At 64.9% G+C, this 16,816-nt stretch carries 15 protein-coding genes; 1 reads left to right on the top strand and 14 read right to left on the bottom strand.

The features are described 5' to 3' along the window. Positions 1 to 93: 93 nt before the first annotated feature. From B2246_RS25430 to apbC, 14 genes are all read right to left on the bottom strand, one after another. A complete protein-coding gene (locus tag B2246_RS25430; protein WP_008646295.1) occupies positions 94 to 2,358 on the bottom strand; it encodes an arginine/lysine/ornithine decarboxylase in 2,265 nt (754 codons plus the stop codon). A 159-nt stretch (positions 2,359 to 2,517) separates the two neighbouring features. Further along, positions 2,518 to 3,084: a dCTP deaminase gene (gene dcd, locus B2246_RS25425; RefSeq protein ID WP_035884732.1), complete on the bottom strand. Its 567-nt coding sequence runs from the start codon at positions 3,082 to 3,084 to the stop codon at positions 2,518 to 2,520. A 123-nt stretch (positions 3,085 to 3,207) separates the two neighbouring features. Continuing rightward, the gene (locus B2246_RS25420; RefSeq protein ID WP_035884731.1) at positions 3,208 to 4,044 is read right to left on the bottom strand and encodes a formate dehydrogenase accessory sulfurtransferase FdhD; all 837 of its coding nucleotides are present in this window, start codon (positions 4,042 to 4,044) and stop codon (positions 3,208 to 3,210) included. A 62-nt stretch (positions 4,045 to 4,106) separates the two neighbouring features. Further along, positions 4,107 to 4,682 (bottom strand): superoxide dismutase family protein, encoded by a 576-nt coding sequence (locus tag B2246_RS25415; protein ID WP_011517328.1) that lies wholly within the window; start codon positions 4,680 to 4,682, stop codon positions 4,107 to 4,109. Between the two features lie 97 nt (positions 4,683 to 4,779). Then, on the bottom strand, positions 4,780 to 5,973 hold the full coding sequence (locus B2246_RS25410; RefSeq protein WP_029307238.1) for a formate dehydrogenase subunit gamma: 1,194 nt from the start codon (positions 5,971 to 5,973) through the stop codon (positions 4,780 to 4,782). 19 nt (positions 5,974 to 5,992) lie between these two features. After that, entirely contained in the window at positions 5,993 to 6,226 is a 234-nt protein-coding gene (locus B2246_RS25405; protein ID WP_011517331.1) for a hypothetical protein, read from the bottom strand. Next, positions 6,223 to 6,903 (bottom strand): formate dehydrogenase FDH3 subunit beta, encoded by a 681-nt coding sequence (gene fdh3B, locus B2246_RS25400; protein WP_011517332.1) that lies wholly within the window; start codon positions 6,901 to 6,903, stop codon positions 6,223 to 6,225. Before fdh3B ends, B2246_RS25405 begins: the two co-directional genes overlap by 4 nt. A 14-nt stretch (positions 6,904 to 6,917) precedes the next feature. Continuing rightward, complete coding sequence (locus tag B2246_RS25395) at positions 6,918 to 9,995, bottom strand: molybdopterin-dependent oxidoreductase (RefSeq protein ID WP_035884730.1); 3,078 nt, start codon at positions 9,993 to 9,995, stop codon at positions 6,918 to 6,920. Positions 9,996 to 10,067: 72 nt separating this feature from the next. Next, positions 10,068 to 10,283 carry a hypothetical protein gene (locus tag B2246_RS25390; protein WP_008651781.1) on the bottom strand — a complete coding sequence of 72 codons (216 nt, stop codon included), beginning with the start codon at positions 10,281 to 10,283 and terminating at the stop codon, positions 10,068 to 10,070. A 140-nt stretch (positions 10,284 to 10,423) separates the two neighbouring features. After that, entirely contained in the window at positions 10,424 to 11,065 is a 642-nt protein-coding gene (locus B2246_RS25385; RefSeq protein ID WP_200876321.1) for a TorD/DmsD family molecular chaperone, read from the bottom strand. 57 nt (positions 11,066 to 11,122) lie between these two features. After that, positions 11,123 to 13,303, bottom strand: a complete 2,181-nt coding sequence (locus B2246_RS25380; protein ID WP_011517335.1) for a 4Fe-4S dicluster domain-containing protein — start codon at positions 13,301 to 13,303, stop codon at positions 11,123 to 11,125. 103 nt (positions 13,304 to 13,406) lie between these two features. Further along, positions 13,407 to 14,015, bottom strand: a complete 609-nt coding sequence (locus B2246_RS25375) for a DUF3306 domain-containing protein (protein WP_011517336.1) — start codon at positions 14,013 to 14,015, stop codon at positions 13,407 to 13,409. 9 nt (positions 14,016 to 14,024) lie between these two features. Further along, positions 14,025 to 14,561, bottom strand: coding sequence for a DUF3305 domain-containing protein (locus B2246_RS25370; RefSeq protein WP_011517337.1), 537 nt, complete (start codon positions 14,559 to 14,561; stop codon positions 14,025 to 14,027). 18 nt (positions 14,562 to 14,579) lie between these two features. After that, positions 14,580 to 15,668, bottom strand: a complete 1,089-nt coding sequence (gene apbC, locus B2246_RS25365; protein WP_035884728.1) for an iron-sulfur cluster carrier protein ApbC — start codon at positions 15,666 to 15,668, stop codon at positions 14,580 to 14,582. Between the two features lie 353 nt (positions 15,669 to 16,021). Here apbC and B2246_RS25360 point away from each other — a divergent pair, with 353 nt between their 5' ends. Beyond that, entirely contained in the window at positions 16,022 to 16,657 is a 636-nt protein-coding gene (locus tag B2246_RS25360) for an OmpA family protein (protein ID WP_008651772.1), read from the top strand. Positions 16,658 to 16,816: the final 159 nt, after the last annotated feature.

Genomic DNA, 16,816 nt, shown 5'->3' with positions numbered 1-16,816 from the left:
CCTCTCCCCACAGATCACGCAAGACACAAAAAACCCCCGGCCTCACGGCACGGGGGTTTTTGTTTGGATCGAATGAAGCCTAACTGTGAAGCCTTACTGCTTCACGCAATCCACGAAGTACGCCTTCTGGCCATCGACCTCGTCCTCGACCAGGCCGTGGATGTCGGTCTCGAAGCCCGGGAAGAGCTTGTTGAACTCGCGTGCGAACTTCAGGTACTTCACGATCGTGCGGTTGAAGCGCTCGCCCGGGATCAGCAGCGGAATACCCGGCGGGTACGGCGTCAGCAGGATCGCGGTCACGCGGCCTTCCAGTTCGTCGACGGGCACGCGCTCGATTTCGCGATGCGCCATCATCGCCCAGGCATCCGACGGCTTCATCGCCGGCTCCATGTCCGACAGGTACATCTCGGTGGTCACGCGCGCCACATCGTTGGCCTTGTAGACGCTGTGGATCGCGTCGCACAGGTCACGCAGGCCCAGCCGCTCGTACTGCGGGTGCTTGCCGACGAACTCGGGCAGCACGCGCCACAGCGGCTGGTTCTGGTCGTAGTCGTCCTTGAACTGCTGCAGCTCGGTCACCAGCGAGTTCCAGCGGCCCTTGGTGATGCCGATCGTGAACATGATGAAGAACGAGTACAGACCCGTCTTCTCGATGATGATGCCGTGCTCGGCCAGGTACTTGGTGACGATTGCCGCCGGGATGCCGCGCTCGCTGAACTCGCCGTCCACGTCGAGACCCGGGGTGATGATCGTGGCCTTGATCGGGTCCAGCAGGTTGAAGCCATCGGCCAGATCGCCGAAGCCATGCCAGCGCTCGTTGGCCTTGAGCATCCACTCTTCGCGGTCAGGAATGCCGTCTTCGGCCAGCGCGTCCGGGCCCCACACCTTGAACCACCAGTCGCCATTGTTGGCGACGTCGTAGTCGGCTTCCACCTTGCGCACGGCACGGCGGAAGTCCAGCGCTTCCTGGATGCTTTCCTCGACCAGCGCGGTGCCGCCCGGCGCTTCCATCATCGCCGCGGCCACGTCGCACGAGGCAATGATCGAGTACTGCGGGCTCGTCGAGGTGTGCATCAAGTACGCCTCGTTGAAGCGGTAGCGATCCAGCTTGCGCGTTTCCGAATCCTGCACGAGGATCTGCGAGGCCTGCGACAGGCCGGCCAGCAGCTTGTGCGTGGACTGCGTGGCGAACACCAGCGCATCCTTGCTGCGCGGACGGTCACGGCCGATCGCGTGCATGTCGCGATAGAAATCGTGGAACGCCGCGTGCGGCAGCCATGCCTCGTCGAAATGCAGCGTGTCGATTTCCGACGTCAGCATTTCCTTGATCTGCTCGGCGTTGTACAGCACGCCGTCGTACGTACCCTGCGTGATCGTCAGGATGCGCGGCTTCTGGTTCTTCGCCTTGCTCGCGAACGGATGGTTCTCGATCTTCCTGCGGATCGTCTCCGGGTCGAACTCGCTCTTCGGAATCGGGCCGATGATGCCGTAGTGGTTGCGCGTCGGCATCAGGAACACCGGAATTGCGCCCGTCATCATGATCGCGTGCAGGATCGACTTGTGGCAGTTACGGTCCACCACCACGATGTCGCCCGGCGCCACGTTGGCGTGCCAGACCATCTTGTTCGACGTCGACGTGCCGTTGGTCACGAAGAACATGTGGTCGGAATTGAAGATGCGCGCGGCGTTGCGCTCCGACGCCGCCACCGGGCCAGTGTGGTCCAGCAGCTGGCCAAGTTCCTCGACCGCGTTGCAGACGTCGGCGCGCAGCATGTTCTCGCCGAAGAACTGGTGGAACACCTGGCCCACCGGGCTCTTCAGGAACGCCACGCCGCCCGAGTGCCCCGGGCAGTGCCACGAGTACGAACTGTCCTGCGCGTAGTCGATCAGCGCCTTGAAAAACGGCGGGGCCAGCGAATCCAGGTAGACCTTGGCTTCGCGAATGATGTGGCGCGCCACGAATTCGGGGGTGTCCTCGAACATGTGGATGAAGCCGTGCAGCTCGCGCAGGATGTCGTTCGGAATATGGCGCGACGTGCGCGTCTCGCCATACAGGAAGATCGGCAGATCCGTGTTGCGGCGACGCACTTCGGTCACGAACGCGCGCAGCTTCTCGATGGCGGCCGCTTCGGGCTGGTCGTCGGCGCGCACGAACTCGTCGTCGTCGATCGACACGATGAACGTGGATGCCCGGCTGGACTGCTGGGCGAACGACGTCAAGTCGCCATAGCTGGTCAGACCCATCACTTCCATGCCTTCATTCTCGATGGCCTCGGCCAACGCGCGAATGCCCGAGCCGGAGATGTTCTCGGAGCGGAAGTCTTCATCGATGATGATGACGGGGAAGCGGAATTTCATCGGGCATCCTTGATGATCGTGCTTGGAAAGAACTTGAGCCACATGGCCGGCGGGGATTTCCCCGCAAACGGCGGCATGTGGCTCTTTCGTCAGGTCTGGCGCCTGACCGGTTCATGGCCGGCGGCGCCCCCGGCGACGGACGCCGGCATTGTAATGCGATCAGGTCTTCGGCAGTGTGACACCCTGCTGGCCCTGGTACTTGCCGCCACGGTCGGCATACGAGGTCTCGCAGATCTCGTCGCTCTCGAAGAACAGCACCTGCGCGCAGCCTTCGCCGGCATAGATCTTGGCGGGCAGCGGCGTGGTGTTGGAGAACTCAAGCGTCACATAGCCTTCCCACTCGGGTTCGAACGGCGTCACGTTGACGATGATGCCGCAGCGAGCGTAGGTGCTCTTGCCCAGGCAGATCGTCAGCACGCTGCGCGGAATCCGGAAGTATTCCATCGTGCGGGCCAGCGCGAACGAGTTCGGCGGGATGATGCAGACATCGCCCTTGAAGTCCACGAACGACTTCTCGTCGAAGTTCTTCGGATCGACGATCGTGCTGTTGATGTTCGTGAAGATCTTGAATTCGTCGGCGCAGCGGATGTCGTAGCCGTAGCTCGACGTGCCGTAGGACACGATCTTGCGGCCCTCCGACTCCCGTACCTGGCCGGGCTCGAACGGTTCGATCATGCCGTGCTGCTCCGCCATGCGGCGGATCCACTTGTCGGATTTGATGCTCATAAAGGCGTGGGCGGAAAAGTCGGGCGGCGGGCTGCCGCTGGATTGGGGCGCATTGTACAACCAATCGCTTCTGGCGCTCTTGTTCCGGCTTCTGTTGCGATCTGGTGCCGCGCAGCGGAATTCCTAGACCGCCGGCACCAGCGCTTCGGCCGGTGTGTGGCGGAACCTCTCCCGCCCCGTGTAGAGCAGGAAATGCTTGCCGGTGCAGCGCGCGAATAGCGTCATTCCGACACGCTTGGCCATCTGGTAACCCATTTGCGTCACACCCGAACGCGATAACAGGAACGGAATGCCCATCTGGGCGCCCTTGATGACCATTTCCGACGTCAGTCGGCCCGTGGTGTAGAAAATCTTGTCGGCGCCGCTCATGTCCTCGAGCCACATCCACCCGGCGATGGCATCCACGGCGTTGTGGCGGCCCACGTCCTCGACGAAGGTCAGCAACTCGCTGCCCCGGAACAAGGCGCAGCCGTGTACCGAGCCGGCCTGCTTGTAGACCGATTGCTGAAGCCGGATGGTATCGACGATCGCGTACAGCGTTTCCTGGTCGAGTCGGGCGTCCGGGGGCAGCACGATGGTGTCGACCTCGTCCATCAGCGAACCGAACACCGTGCCCTGCCCACAGCCCGTGGTCACCACGCGGCGCGCGGTGCGCTCCTCGATGCGATCGACCCCCGAACGGGTGGTCACGGCCACCGACTCGGTTTCCCAGTCCACCTGGACCGAAGCAATCTGCTCGATCGACTCCACCAGTCGCTGATTGCGCAGATAACCCAGGACGAGATGCTCCGGCGCGCCGCCCAGCGTCATCAGCGTGACCAGTTCGCGTTTGTCCAGATAGACCGTCAGCGGGCGCTCGCCTGGCAGCCAGGCCGGACGTTCCCTGCCTTGCTCGTCGAGGACAGCCACCTCTTCGATCAGGGGTACGCTGGCATGGGTCAGTTCGGGGCGCAGTGACATGTGGGAGGCGGGCTGGCCCTTCCGAAGGTCGGGCCAGCTACAGCGGATGCTATCTGGAGGGATCAGGAGGCGGCGATCACACCGCAGGCGATGCGGCCGCCCGAGTTGCCGGTGGGCTGGGTGCGATAGTCGTCGGCATCCTTGTGGACAACGACGGCGCGGCCAACCACGCTGTTCGGGCCGGGTGCCACGGTCACGTCCGGCATGATGAACTGCACGCGCGCGTTGCCGCTGGAGTCCGCGACGAGGTTGTTCATGTCGCCGGCATGATGATCGGGCATCGTCATCTGGCCATGCGGCTTGCCTGCCGGGTTGAAGTGCCCACCCGCGCTCATCGCGTCGGGCGCGGAGCAGTCACCCTTCTCGTGGATATGGAAGCCATGTGTCGTGCCTGGCGGCAGGCCGGTCACCGATACCACCACCATCACGCCACCGCCCGCCTGCTGGTCGAACGTGACGCGTCCCGCGGTATTCGTGCCGCTCTTGGGGCTCAGCGCTGCGGCGGCCTTCGTGGACGCGCTGGTTGCCGCCGTGCCACTGCTGCTACTGCTGCTGGACGAACCCCAGCCCCAGCTCGAGCAACCCGCCACAGCCAGTGCGGCAGCGCCCATCGTCAAACCGAAAAGTACACGTTTCATGCCGAGCCCTCCTCTTGCGGTTAAAAGCCCGGGCGATTGTACGCCTGACCTGCACATACGACTGCCGCAAACTGCAACGCCGTGCCAATGCACATGATCAAGCCTGCCCCGGACGCTGGCGGCTACGGCCCGCGTCCTCCGGCGGTGTGGAACGCTGCGCGGGGATCTTGCCGGCCTTGATATCGTCGTACCAGTGCTCGTGGTGCTCCTGGGCCCAGGCCTCGTCCACGTAGCCATCACGCATGGCGCGGTAGGCGCCCTCCATGCCGATCGTGCCCATGTAGATATGGCCGCAGGCCAGCGCAATCATCAGCACCGCGGCGATCGCGTGGATGACGTTGGCGATCTGCATCGTGGCGCGGTAGTACTCCAGGCCCGGCACGATCATGTCGAGCACCCACCCCGACGCAGACAGGATCAGCCCAAAAAAGACCAGTCCGATCCAGAACCAGAGCTTTTCGCCGGCGTTGAAACGGTGACTCGGCACGTGGCTGCCCGTGAGGAGCCCCCCTGCCCGCGCGATCCACGTCAGGTCGTCGCGGCTGGGCAGGTTGTCGCGCACGAAGAGCACGAAGGCAACGACGATCGCAACCGTGAACACCGGCCCGCTCAGGTTATGCAGGTTCTTGAGGATGTACGTGAGCCATCCGAACAGCGTATGGCCGAAGATCGGCAGCAGGACGTGCTTGCCAAACAGGATCACGAGGCCCGAGATCGCCAGGATCGAGAACGAGATCGCCATGGTCCAGTGCACGATGCGTTCCAGCGGCGTGAAGCGTTCGATCATGCGGCCCGTGCGCGGTGTCTTGAGCGGAATCGTGCCCCGCCAGGCGAAGAACGCCAGGATCGCCAGCGGCACGATCAACACCAGCCAGCCACCCCACACCGTGATCACGCCATTGCGGAACAGACGCCACTTCTGACCCGTGCGCTGGATCAGCACACCAGCTTCCTTGGCCGGCAGGCTGCTGTAGTTCGGCTGGTCGGAGTTCGCCTCGCGCCAGACCGGCGCATTGTTGCCCGGCTGCGTCTGCGAACGCTCCTGCTGCGCACGCGCCTCGGCGGCCATGTCGCGGCGCGGCACATTGAAGATGTTCTCGCTCGCAATGCCCGCGAACGGCTGCGCGGGGTGCGTGGCCGGGTTGTTTGCGTTATCGGACTGTGTGGCGGACTGCGTGGCGGACTGTTGCGCCTGCGGTGCCGAAGCTGGCGCCTGCGCGAACGCGCCGGCCATCGCCAGCGTCATCAGCGCGCCGGCTAGCCACCGTCCTGTACGTGAAAGCCGCGTCATAAGCCCTCCTTGCCGGCGCTCACGGCGTCTTGTTGTACTCGTTCTGGTACTGGTTGCGCTCATGGATCTGGCGCACCCAGCTATCCCTGTCACCCGGCGTCCATCCCTTGGCGACGAACGGATCGCCGGGGGCGCCCTGCCAGGCCGGCGTATCCGATTTCTTGAACGAAGCGGTCGATGTCTGCGCCTTCTCGCCGCAGCCGGCGATCAGCAGGCCCGCAAGGCTCAGGGCAATCAGTAGCGCGCGGTTCATGATGCGCTCCCCTCGCTGGCTGGCGCGGCAGGCGCCGTGGGTGCGGCACCCGGCGCCGCGGGCGGCGTGCCCGCTGCCGGCTGCGCCTTGACGCCGCCATAGGCGGTGCCCCAGCCGAAGACGTCGCCGCCCTTGCCGCGCTTGATCACGCGATTGCGCAGGATGTCGGCAATCACGTCGCCATCGCCGCCGAGCAGCGCCTTGGTCGAACACATTTCCGCGCACAGCGGCAGCTTGCCTTCGGCCAGGCGGTTGCGACCGTACTTCTCGAACTCTGCCTCGCTGCCGTTGGCTTCCGGGCCGCCGTTGCAGAACGTGCACTTGTCCATCTTGCCGCGCACGCCGAAGGTACCTTCGCTAGGGAACTGCGGCGCGCCGAATGGGCAGGCGTACGAGCAGTAGCCGCAGCCGATGCAAACATCCTTGTCGTGCAGCACCACGCCGTCCTCGGTGCGATAGAAGCAATCGACCGGACAGACCGCCATGCACGGCGCATCGGAGCAATGCATGCACGCCACCGAGATCGACTTTTCCGCGCCGACCACGCCGTCGTTGACCGTCACCACGCGGCGCCGGTTCACACCCCAGGGCACCTCGTGCTCGTTCTTGCAGGCGGTGACGCAGCTATTGCACTCGATGCAACGCTCGGCATCACAGATGAATTTCATGCGGGCCATTTGCGTCTCCGTCCTTATGCGAACCGCTCGATCTGGCAAACGGTGGTCTTGGTTTCCTGCATCATCGTCACCGAGTCATAGCCGTAGGTGGTGGCGGTGTTCACCGCCTCCCCGCGCACGATCGGCATGGCGCCCTCCGGGTAGTAGGGCTTGAGATCCTTGCCCTGCCACCAGCCAGAGAAATGGAACGGGATGAACGCCGTATCCACGCCCACGCGCTCGGTCACCAGCGCGCGCACCTTGATCCTGGCGCCGGTCGGCGTCTTGACCCAGCAGTAGTCACCGTTGCGGATGCCGCGTTCGGATGCCGCCTTCGGGTTGATCTCGACGAAGTTCTCCTGCTGCAATTCGGCCAGCCACGGGTTCGAGCGCGTTTCCTCGCCACCGCCCTCGTACTCGACCAGACGGCCGGAGGTCAGGATGATCGGGAATTTCTCGTAGACCTTGTTCTCGATGTTGCGCTGCTGCACGGTCTTGTAGAGCGTGGGCAGGCGCCAGAAGGCCATCTTGTCGTCGTGGGTCGGGTACTTGGCGACCATGTCCGGGCGCGTCGAGTACAGCGGCTCGCGGTGTTGCGGGATCGGGTCCGGGAAGTTCCAGACCACGGCCCGCGCGCGGGCGTTGCCGAACGGGTGGCAGCCGTGGTTCTTCATCACCACGCGCTGGATGCCGCCCGACAGGTCGGTCTTCCAGTTCTTGCCATCGGCCGCCTTCTTTTCGGCGTCGGTCAGTTCGTCCCACCACCCGAGCTTCTTGAGCAGCACCGCGTCGAATTCCGGATACCCGGTAGTGATGTCCGCGCCCAGCGAGTGCGATCCGTCGGCCGCCAGCAGGCTCACGCCATCACGCTCCACACCGAAGTTGGCGCGGAAATTGCCGCCGCCGTCCATCACGTTCCTGCTGGTGTCGTAGAGGTTGGGCGAGCCCGGGTGCTTCAGCTCCGGCGTGCCGTAGCACGGCCATGGCAGGCCGAAGTAATCACCGGTGATGTCATAGCCGGTGACCGGGTCCTTGCCACCCTTGCAGCGCAACGAGCGCACATCGAACATGTGCATGTTGCGCATGTGGGCCTTCAGCCGCTCGGGTGACTGGCCCGTGTAGCCGATGGTCCAGTTGCCGGCGTTGATCTCGCGCAGGATCGATTCGGTCTCGGGCTCCCGCCACGTGCGCCCGGCGCGCTTGACCTCGACCAGCTTGTAGTTCTTCGACAGTTCGTTGGCAAAGCCCAGCTTCTCTGCGAACGCCTGCATGATCGCGTGGTCGGGCATCGACTCGAACAGCGGCTCGATCACCTTCTCACGCCATTGCAGCGAACGGTTCGACGCCGTGCACGAACCCGAGGTCTCGAACTGGGTGCAGGCCGGCAGCAGGTACACCGCACGGTTCGGGTTGGGGGTATCGCCTTCGGTCGCCGGCATGTTGGCCATGGCGGCCGTGGCCGACGGATACGGGTCGATCACGACCAGCAGGTCGAGCTTGTCGAGCGCGCGCTTCATCTCCAGGCCGCGCGTCTGCGAGTTCGGCGCATGGCCCCAGAAGAACACGCCACGTACGTTGTGGTCCTGGTCGATCAGTTCCGGCTTCTCGGTGACGATGTCGATCCAGCGCGACACCGTGGTGCCGGACTTCTCCATCATCGCCTGCGAGGCGAACTGTTTCTTGATCCATTCGTAGTCCACGCCCCAGACCGTCGCGAAGTGCTTCCACGCGCCGGCAGCCAGGCCGTAGTAGCCCGGCAGCGAATCCGGGTTCGGCCCCACGTCGGTGGCGCCCTGCACGTTGTCGTGGCCACGGAAGATGTTGGCGCCGCCGCCCGACACACCGATGTTGCCGAGCGCCAGTTGCACGATACACGACGCACGCACGATGGCGTTGCCGATCGTGTGCTGCGTCTGGCCCATGCACCAGACCAGCGTGGACGGACGGTTCTTCGCCATCGTCTCGGCCACGTACCGGACTTCGGCCTCGGGCACGCCGCAGACTTCCTCGACCTTGTCCGGCGTCCACTTGGCCAGCACTTCCTCCTTGACCTTGTCCATGCCGTAGACGCGGTCGGCCAGGTACTTCTTGTCTTCCCAGCCGTTCTGGAAGATGTGGTACAGCACGCCGAACAGGAACGCGATATCGGTGCCCGAGCGGATACGGACGTAGTGATCGGACTTGGCCGCCGTGCGCGTATAGCGCGGGTCGACCACGATCACCTTGCAGCCGCTCTCCTTGGCGTGGAGCAGGTGGAGCATCGACACCGGATGCGCCTCGGCCGCATTCGAACCGATATACAGCGCCGCCTTGGCGTTCTGCATGTCGTTGTACGAATTGGTCATCGCACCGTAGCCCCAGGTGTTCGCCACGCCAGCCACGGTGGTCGAGTGGCAGATGCGCGCCTGGTGGTCGGTATTGTTGGTGCCGAAGAACGAGACCCACTTGCGCAGCAGGTAGGACTGCTCGTTGCTGTGCTTGGACGAGCCAATGAAGAACAACGAATCCGGTCCGGTTTCCTGGCGGATCTGCTTGAGCTTCGCGCTGATCTCGTCGAGCGCCTGATCCCAGGAGATGCGCTGGTACTTGCCGTTGACCAGCTTCATCGGGTACTTCAGCCGGTATTCGCCGTGACCATGCTCACGCAGCGCGGCGCCCTTGGCGCAATGCGCGCCCAGGTTGATCGGCGAATCGAACACCGGCTCCTGCCGCACCCACACGCCGTTCTGCACCACCGCGTCGACCGCGCAACCCACCGAGCAATGGCCGCAGACAGTGCGGCGCACGACAATATCGCCCTTGCCGCCTGCGCCGCCCTTGCCGTCGTCGGCATCGGCGCGACGCATCATCGTCAGTTGCGTGGCGGCCAGCCCCGCGCCCACGCCGATGCCCGAACGCTTGAGGAAGCTGCGACGGTCCATGGTCGGCATGGCGCCGGCCAGGCCTGCGGCAAGGCGCGCGGACAGACGTCCGGATGACTGGGACTGGGACTGGGATTGCGAACTGGAATCAGCGAGCCGGCTGGTGAGCCGGCCGGTCTGGCCGTGGTCCGCGCGATGGTTGGCGCCGTCGTTCGCGCCGTTGTTCGCACGTTTGCGGGTCAGGGGGGTCATGGCTTGCCTCGATCAGAGCGGTTGGCGTGTGCGACAACTCGGGCGCGCGCCAGCACGCCAGGGGCAACATGCCTAAACCAGCGTGGTCCGGTAGTACTTGCGGATATGTGCGGAGACCCGGTAGCCATCACTGCCCGGCGCGGGATCGGCGGGCTCGGCCTTAGCGGCGACGGCCTCGGCAAGCGCGGGCTGTCCGCGCGTGGCCACAACGGCGGCGCCGGCTGCGGCAACCACGCCGGCACCCGCCAGAAAGGTGCGACGTGCGACCCGGGGTTGTTTATCTTCCATGAGGACTCCTCGGCTATGCCGTACCGATGGATGATTTATTTATGACGTGTTTTGCATATTCTAGTTGCAACACCACCGAATGACCACGCGCGCGGCCGCAAAATCGGTAAATATCGGACAAACCCCGACCGCGCCCCCGCTCAGTGCATCTCGAGCGCGACAGCCTCGACGCTGCAAAACGCGCGTAACAGTCCTGCGGCACTGCGGTAGAAGCGGGCCTGCGGATGGTTCTCTAGGGCGTCACACAACCGGTCCACCCAAGGCTGCAGATGCCGGGCGAAGAAGCGTTGCTGCTCGCCGAGGTTCGACACCGCCAGGTCATCGCCTGCCACGAGATAGCGCATCACCTCGCACAGCGCGGCCACGTGGTCCTCGGTTTCGCTGACGTTATCGTGCCGCGTGAGCCCGTAGCGGGCCAGATCGTCACGCAATGCCACCAATGGCCGCTCGTTGAGAAAGCCGGCCTGATAGAACGAGCCGTAGAGAAAGATCTCCTGCTTGCCGACGCCGACGAACAGCTGGGCGTACTCGTCCGCGGCTTCCGCGGCGGTCGTGATCGATGCTGCGTCGCACAACGCATTCCACGCGCGACCGAGCACGGTATCGGCATCTGCACCTGACGCGCGATTGGCCGCGATATGGTGCAACAGCGTCGCATCGGGCGCCTGATAGAACAGCGTGGCCAGCAGACCATAAAGATCGGCGCGCGCGGTGTCCTCGGGATCGGGCTCGCCGTGCGCCGGTGTCTGGGCGGTAAGCTGAATCGGCTGGAAATCGCTCATATCGTGATGCATCCCTTCCGTTTATCCCTTCTGTAGCGCGCTATCCCGTGCGCTGCCTTATTGCAGCGTCGCGCCCGTGGCGGCGCCGCTATCCTTTTCCACCATGTCGATGACCCGGCAGTCGCTGCACATCTTCAGCCGCTCAGCCGCCGCGCCGGCAAACGCCGGGTGGCCAGCCAGTCGGACCAGCATGGATTCCACCATCTGCGCCGTGCCAAATGGCTTGCCGCAACGGACGCAATGGAACGGCTGGGTCTCGTTGAGCGTGACGGGCCGGCGCGCGGCATCGCCCGCCAGCAAACGTGGCACCAGTGTGATTGCGTCCTCGGGGCAGGTCTTCTCGCACAGCCCGCACTGCACGCAGTTGCGCTCGACAAAGGCCAGCACGGGCCGCTCGGCGTTGTCGCGCAGTGCCTGCGTCGGACACGCGCCCACGCAGGCCATGCACAGGGTGCAGCGGGCGGTGTCGACCTGCACGGCCCCAAGCGGCGCGCCCGCAGGCAGCGCCATCGTTTCGGCGGGCACCGGAGCATTGCGCGCCAGGTGATCCACAACGAAATCCAGGGTCTCGCGCTTGGCCAGCGCGGCGCGGAATCCCGCGACGGGCAGCGGGCTCAGCGGTTCGGCCGGCGTGGAAATCGCGCCCAGCCCCACATCGAGCCCGGCAACGTCGCTCGCCTCGACCAGCGCCAGCCGCTGGCCACGATAGCCGAAGCCTTCCAGGATCGTCCGGGCCACGGCCATCTGCTCGAGCAGCGCCGCACGGTATTGCGGCGCTTCGTCGCCAGTCAGCAGCACGGCCACGCCGCCCGCACCCCAGCACAGGGCAGCCAGCCACAACTCGATGCCCGTCGAGGCCGGATGGAATGCCGAAACCGGAATTACGTTCGGCGGCACGCCCCGTGCCTGGCCGGCCCGCGCGGCGCGACCCAGCGCGAGGATGGCTGACGTACCGTGCTCCGCGCCGTGGATCAGCAATACGGCATCACGGCCGCCGGCACGGCTGTAAGTGGTCACCAGCGTGCGCAGGCGTTCGCCAAACGTCTCCGGGCCAGGGTAGCCATAGCTGATGGCACCGCTCGGGCAAACCGTCGTGCACGCGCCGCAGCCCATGCACAGGTTCGGCGTGACCTCGATACGGCCCTTGCCGTCGCGCCAGTGCGAACTGATCGCCTGCGTCGAACAGATGTCGATGCAAGCCGTGCAGCCCGTGGTCTGGTTGCGGCCGTGGGCGCAGACGCTTTCCTTGTAGCGGAAGAACTTCGGCTTCTCGAATTCGCCGACCAACTGCTGCGCGGTTAGTGCCAGCGCGTACTGGCGCGCCACGTCACCCCCCGCATGCAGATAGCCTTGCGGCGGCTGATGCATCGTGAAAGCCGGTGAATCGTTGAGATCGAAAACGATGTCGAACCGGCCCGATTCGGTCGCAGCCGGGCGATCGAAATCGATAGCCGCCGCCGCGCCGCACGCTTTCACGCATTCGCGATGATCTCGGCAACGGTCGAGGTCGATCTGGTAGCTGAAGTCGATCGCCTGCTCGGGGCACGCCGCAATGCAGGCGTTGCAGCGCGTGCAGAGATCCAGGTCGATCGGATTGCTCTTGCCGGCACCGGTCTCCCAGGTGGCAGTGAACGTGCCCAGCCAGCCGGTCAGCGACGCGAGCCTGCCACTGTGAACCGGCCACGCGCGATCCGCCGGATTCGCGCCGCTACCCACCACGCCGTCGGCCTGGCCCAGCAGCACGGTCACATCGAGCCCCGCCTCACTGAGGCGACCCGCCCACGGCAGTGCGCGAGCGGCGGGTCCCATGATCAGTACCGTGCCTTCGGAGCGGTAATCGACCGTGGCCACCGGATCAGGATCGGGCAACGCCGCCACCGCAAGCAGCGCGGCGATCTTGGCGTTGGCCGTGGCCGGATCGCGCCGCGCCCCGGCCGACCATCCACCAGTCTCGCGAATGTTGACGAAGCGGACCGGCGCGGTCATCACACCTTGCTCACTGGCCGTTTGCGCGGCCACTTCGGTGAACAGCGGGCTTTCCTGCGTGCACGCGACGATCACGTCGTCCGTGCCATCGAGCGCCTTCCGGAAATCGCCAATCTCGCGGCGGCACAGCAGGCGATGCACCTTCAGCGGCGCGGTGCCCTGCGTCGCATCCTGGTTACCGCCACTGGCTTTGGCCAGCGCCGCGCCGTCGAGCGGCATGGTGTCATTGCAATTGCAGATCAGCGTCGGCATTTGGACTTGCGCAGCGGCCGATGCGCGCCTTCTCGTCGCGGAAGGATCATGCGTCGGCGGATTTGTGGGAGTGGCCTATTCTAGGCCCGTGCCGGGTCAGCGGCTACGCGTGTTTGTCCGCAGCGGGATCTTCGTCCGGCTCGGACGAGGCCGTGGGCTCCTCGACCATTGCTGCCTGCAGACCCTGCCCGGGTTGAGGTGCCTGCGACGCCGCCGCGTCATCCACGGCCTTTCCTGCCTTGCCCGCCTCTTCGACTTCCGCGACGTCTTCGGCCTCCTCGACCGGATCGAAAAGCCCCAGCGTCTCCGACTGCCGCAGCCTGCGCAGGATCTCGGGCGGGATCGGGTCGGGCTTGCTGTAGTCGTCGATGTAAGTGTCCAGCCCGTCCATCACGTTGAAGTGCGGATCGGCGAACAAGGTCTTCAATGCCGCACGTTTGACGGACTCGTCGACCCCCTGTGCCACGAAGCGGGCGATGTTATCGCCCGGGCGTAGCACGGCCACGTCCGCAAGCGTCGGCATGGGTACAGCGGATGCGGCGGGCGTTGGAACAGCCGCTGTCACATCCGGCGATGTCGCGGTGGAAGACGGCAACACAGCCGGCGGCTGTACCTGTTCCTGTACCTGTTCCTCCGGCACGGGCTTGCCCTCGCGGACCGCCGCCTTGCGGCGCGACCAGCGGGACAGGAAGGAGCTATCGCCGTCGCTCATCGCAATCCCTCAATAGCGCGCACGTTCTTCGGGCGCCTTGAAAGATTCCGGCCGGCGCCGCTTCTTGGGTTCGGGCCGATAGTGCTGGTCCGTGAACGCCTGGAGCCACGCGCGTTGCTCCGGCTCCAGCGGCACGTTCTCGACGTTCTCGCCTGCGTCGAGCCAGCGCCCCGCCTCGTTATACGACAGGCTCACCGTAACCGGCACCGGGCGCGTCTCGCCATCCTCGTCGGGCTCCTCGGCCATGCGCCAGAGCACGAACCAGCATGGCGCGGTGGAGGTCAGGTTCAGGTAGTAGCCCTCGCCCTCGTCGCGGTACAGCGTGACCGCATAGCCGGGATGCGCCCAGTGCTCACCGTGCTCGTCCGCGTCGAGCCGCTTCGGCGCCGTGCCGAACTCGCCGAGATCCGGCAGCACGGCATCGAGCTCCCACTTCCAGGGTTGCCAGCGGTTGGTCAGCGCAACGCGGCGCATGACCACCGCCATCGTCACCGACGGCCTGCCAGCGGGCAAGGCTTCCGGCTCGGGAACAGCGGGTTGGTCCACGGCGGACTCCGGTGAAGGTCAGGTGTTCTGAACGACGATGCTCGGGAACTTGTTGCTCATGTCGCGCGTCTTGTCGGCAACCTTGATCGCCACCTTGCGCGCCACTTCGCGGTAGATCGTCGAGATCGGGCTGTCCGGTTCGGCCACGACGGTCGGGCGTCCGGAGTCGGCCTGCTCGCGGATCGACAGGTTCAGCGGCAGGCTGCCCAGGAGGTCCACGCCATACTCGGTGCTCATCCGCTCCGCGCCGCCCTCGCCGAAGATGTGTTCGACATGGCCACAGTTCGGGCAACAGTAGACCGCCATGTTCTCGACGATGCCGAGAATCGGAATGCCGACCTTCTCGAACATCTTCAGGCCCTTGCGGGCGTCGAGCAGGGCGATGTCCTGCGGTGTCGTCACGATCACGGCGCCCGTGACGGGCACCTTCTGCGACAACGTGAGCTGGATGTCGCCGGTGCCCGGGGGCATGTCGACGATCAGGTAGTCCAGGTCGCGCCAGTTGGTCTGGCGCAGCAGTTGTTCCAGGGCCGACGTGACCATTGGGCCGCGCCATACCATCGGATTGTCCTGTTCGATCAGGAAACCGATCGAGTTGGCCTGCAGGCCATGACCCTCCATTGGCTCCATGGTCTGGCCATCGGTCGATTCGGGTCGGCCGTCGATACCCAGCATCATCGGCAGGCTCGGGCCGTAGATATCGGCGTCCAGCATGCCGACGCGCGCGCCTTCGGCGGCCAGCGCCAGCGCCAGGTTCACGGCGGTGGTGGACTTGCCCACCCCGCCCTTGCCAGAGGCCACGGCGATCACATTGCGCACGCCCGGCAGCAGCTTGACGCCGCGCTGCACCGCGTGGGTGACGATCTTCATCGACATCGCCACGCTGACGTTGGTTACGCCCGGCAGATTGCGCAGGGCGCCGATCACGAGCTTGCGGATGGGCTCGAACTGGCTCTTGCCGGGGTATCCGAGCTCCACTTCCACGGAAACGTCACCGCCATCGACCCGCACGTTACGCGCCGAGCGCGTGGACACGAGGTCCTTGCCCGTGTTGGGGTCGATCACGGTCCGCAGGACTTCGGTTACCTGTTCAATGGTGAGACTCAAGACAGACTCCGCTTCTAATATGGATATGTGGGGTTGAGGCACGCAATGCTAACAAAGTCGCCCACACGATATGGTCTTGTGGCCCGCGCCGCCGGGAAACCCCTTTGCCGAGTGCGGAATTACAGACAATTACATCTCTCACAGTCTCGGGCTTGTGCACGCGCCGCCATATGCCTATTGTAGTGCGCCAATCCCGGGATCCCGCGTGCCGACAGGCGGTATGCGGGATCGTCCTGAGTGTTTTTGATTGCATCATGAAAGTTGTACTGCCAGTGGGCGGCATTACGCGCCAGGCGTTAACATGCAGGATGGCTTTGGCAAAACATTTACGGGAATCACCAGAAGGAGAAAGCATGAATTTCAAGCTCGTCACCGTCTCGCTCGTCGCGGCTGCGGCCCTGGCGGGTTGCGCCACCGAACAACAGACCAATACGGCGGTCGGCACCGGAGTCGGTGCGGCGGTAGGCGCGGGGATCGGTAACCTGATCGGCGGCAACACCACTGGCACGCTGGTCGGCGCGGCAGTGGGCGGCGCGCTCGGCGGCGCCACCGGTTACAACTGGAATGCCATCCGCGGCAAGCTGAACAAGGACACCGCGGGCACCGGCACCCAGATCACCGAGCAGCCGGACGGCTCCCTGAAGGTCAACATCCCGAGCCAGGTCACGTTCGACACGGACAGCTCGACGATCAAGCCGTCGTTCCGCAACGTGCTCGACCAGGTGGCCCAGACGCTAGCGCAGCATCAGGACGTGTCGGCCAACGTCGTTGGCCATACGGACAGCACCGGCAACCCGCAATACAACATGCAGCTCTCGCAACGCCGCGCCCAGAGCGTGGCCGGCTACCTGGGTGACCGTGGCGTCGCCCGGACCCGCCTGAGCGCCGAAGGCCGGGGCCAAACCCAGCCCGTCGCGGACAATTCGACCGAGGCTGGCCGTGCCCAAAATCGTCGCGTCGAAATTTTCTTGAAACCAATTTCTGGGTGACCAGTCATAGAGTTCAGGTACCGCTTGCCACCGTTGCTGGCTCGCGATGGGTGGCTGACCTCCCGGGCGGTACCTGATTTCTCCTCCTTTTCCGTTGTGGAAAGCTGCGCCGGTGACTAACCGGCGCTTTTTTTTGCCCATTTGCCTCGTGAATTAACG

It is taken from the genome of Cupriavidus sp. UBA2010, assembly GCF_002335265.1.
In the GTDB taxonomy this organism is placed as follows: Bacteria; Pseudomonadota; Gammaproteobacteria; order Burkholderiales; family Burkholderiaceae; genus Cupriavidus; species Cupriavidus metallidurans.
Note: the sequence above shows the minus strand (reverse complement) of the source record. Positions and strands in the feature narration are given on the sequence as shown.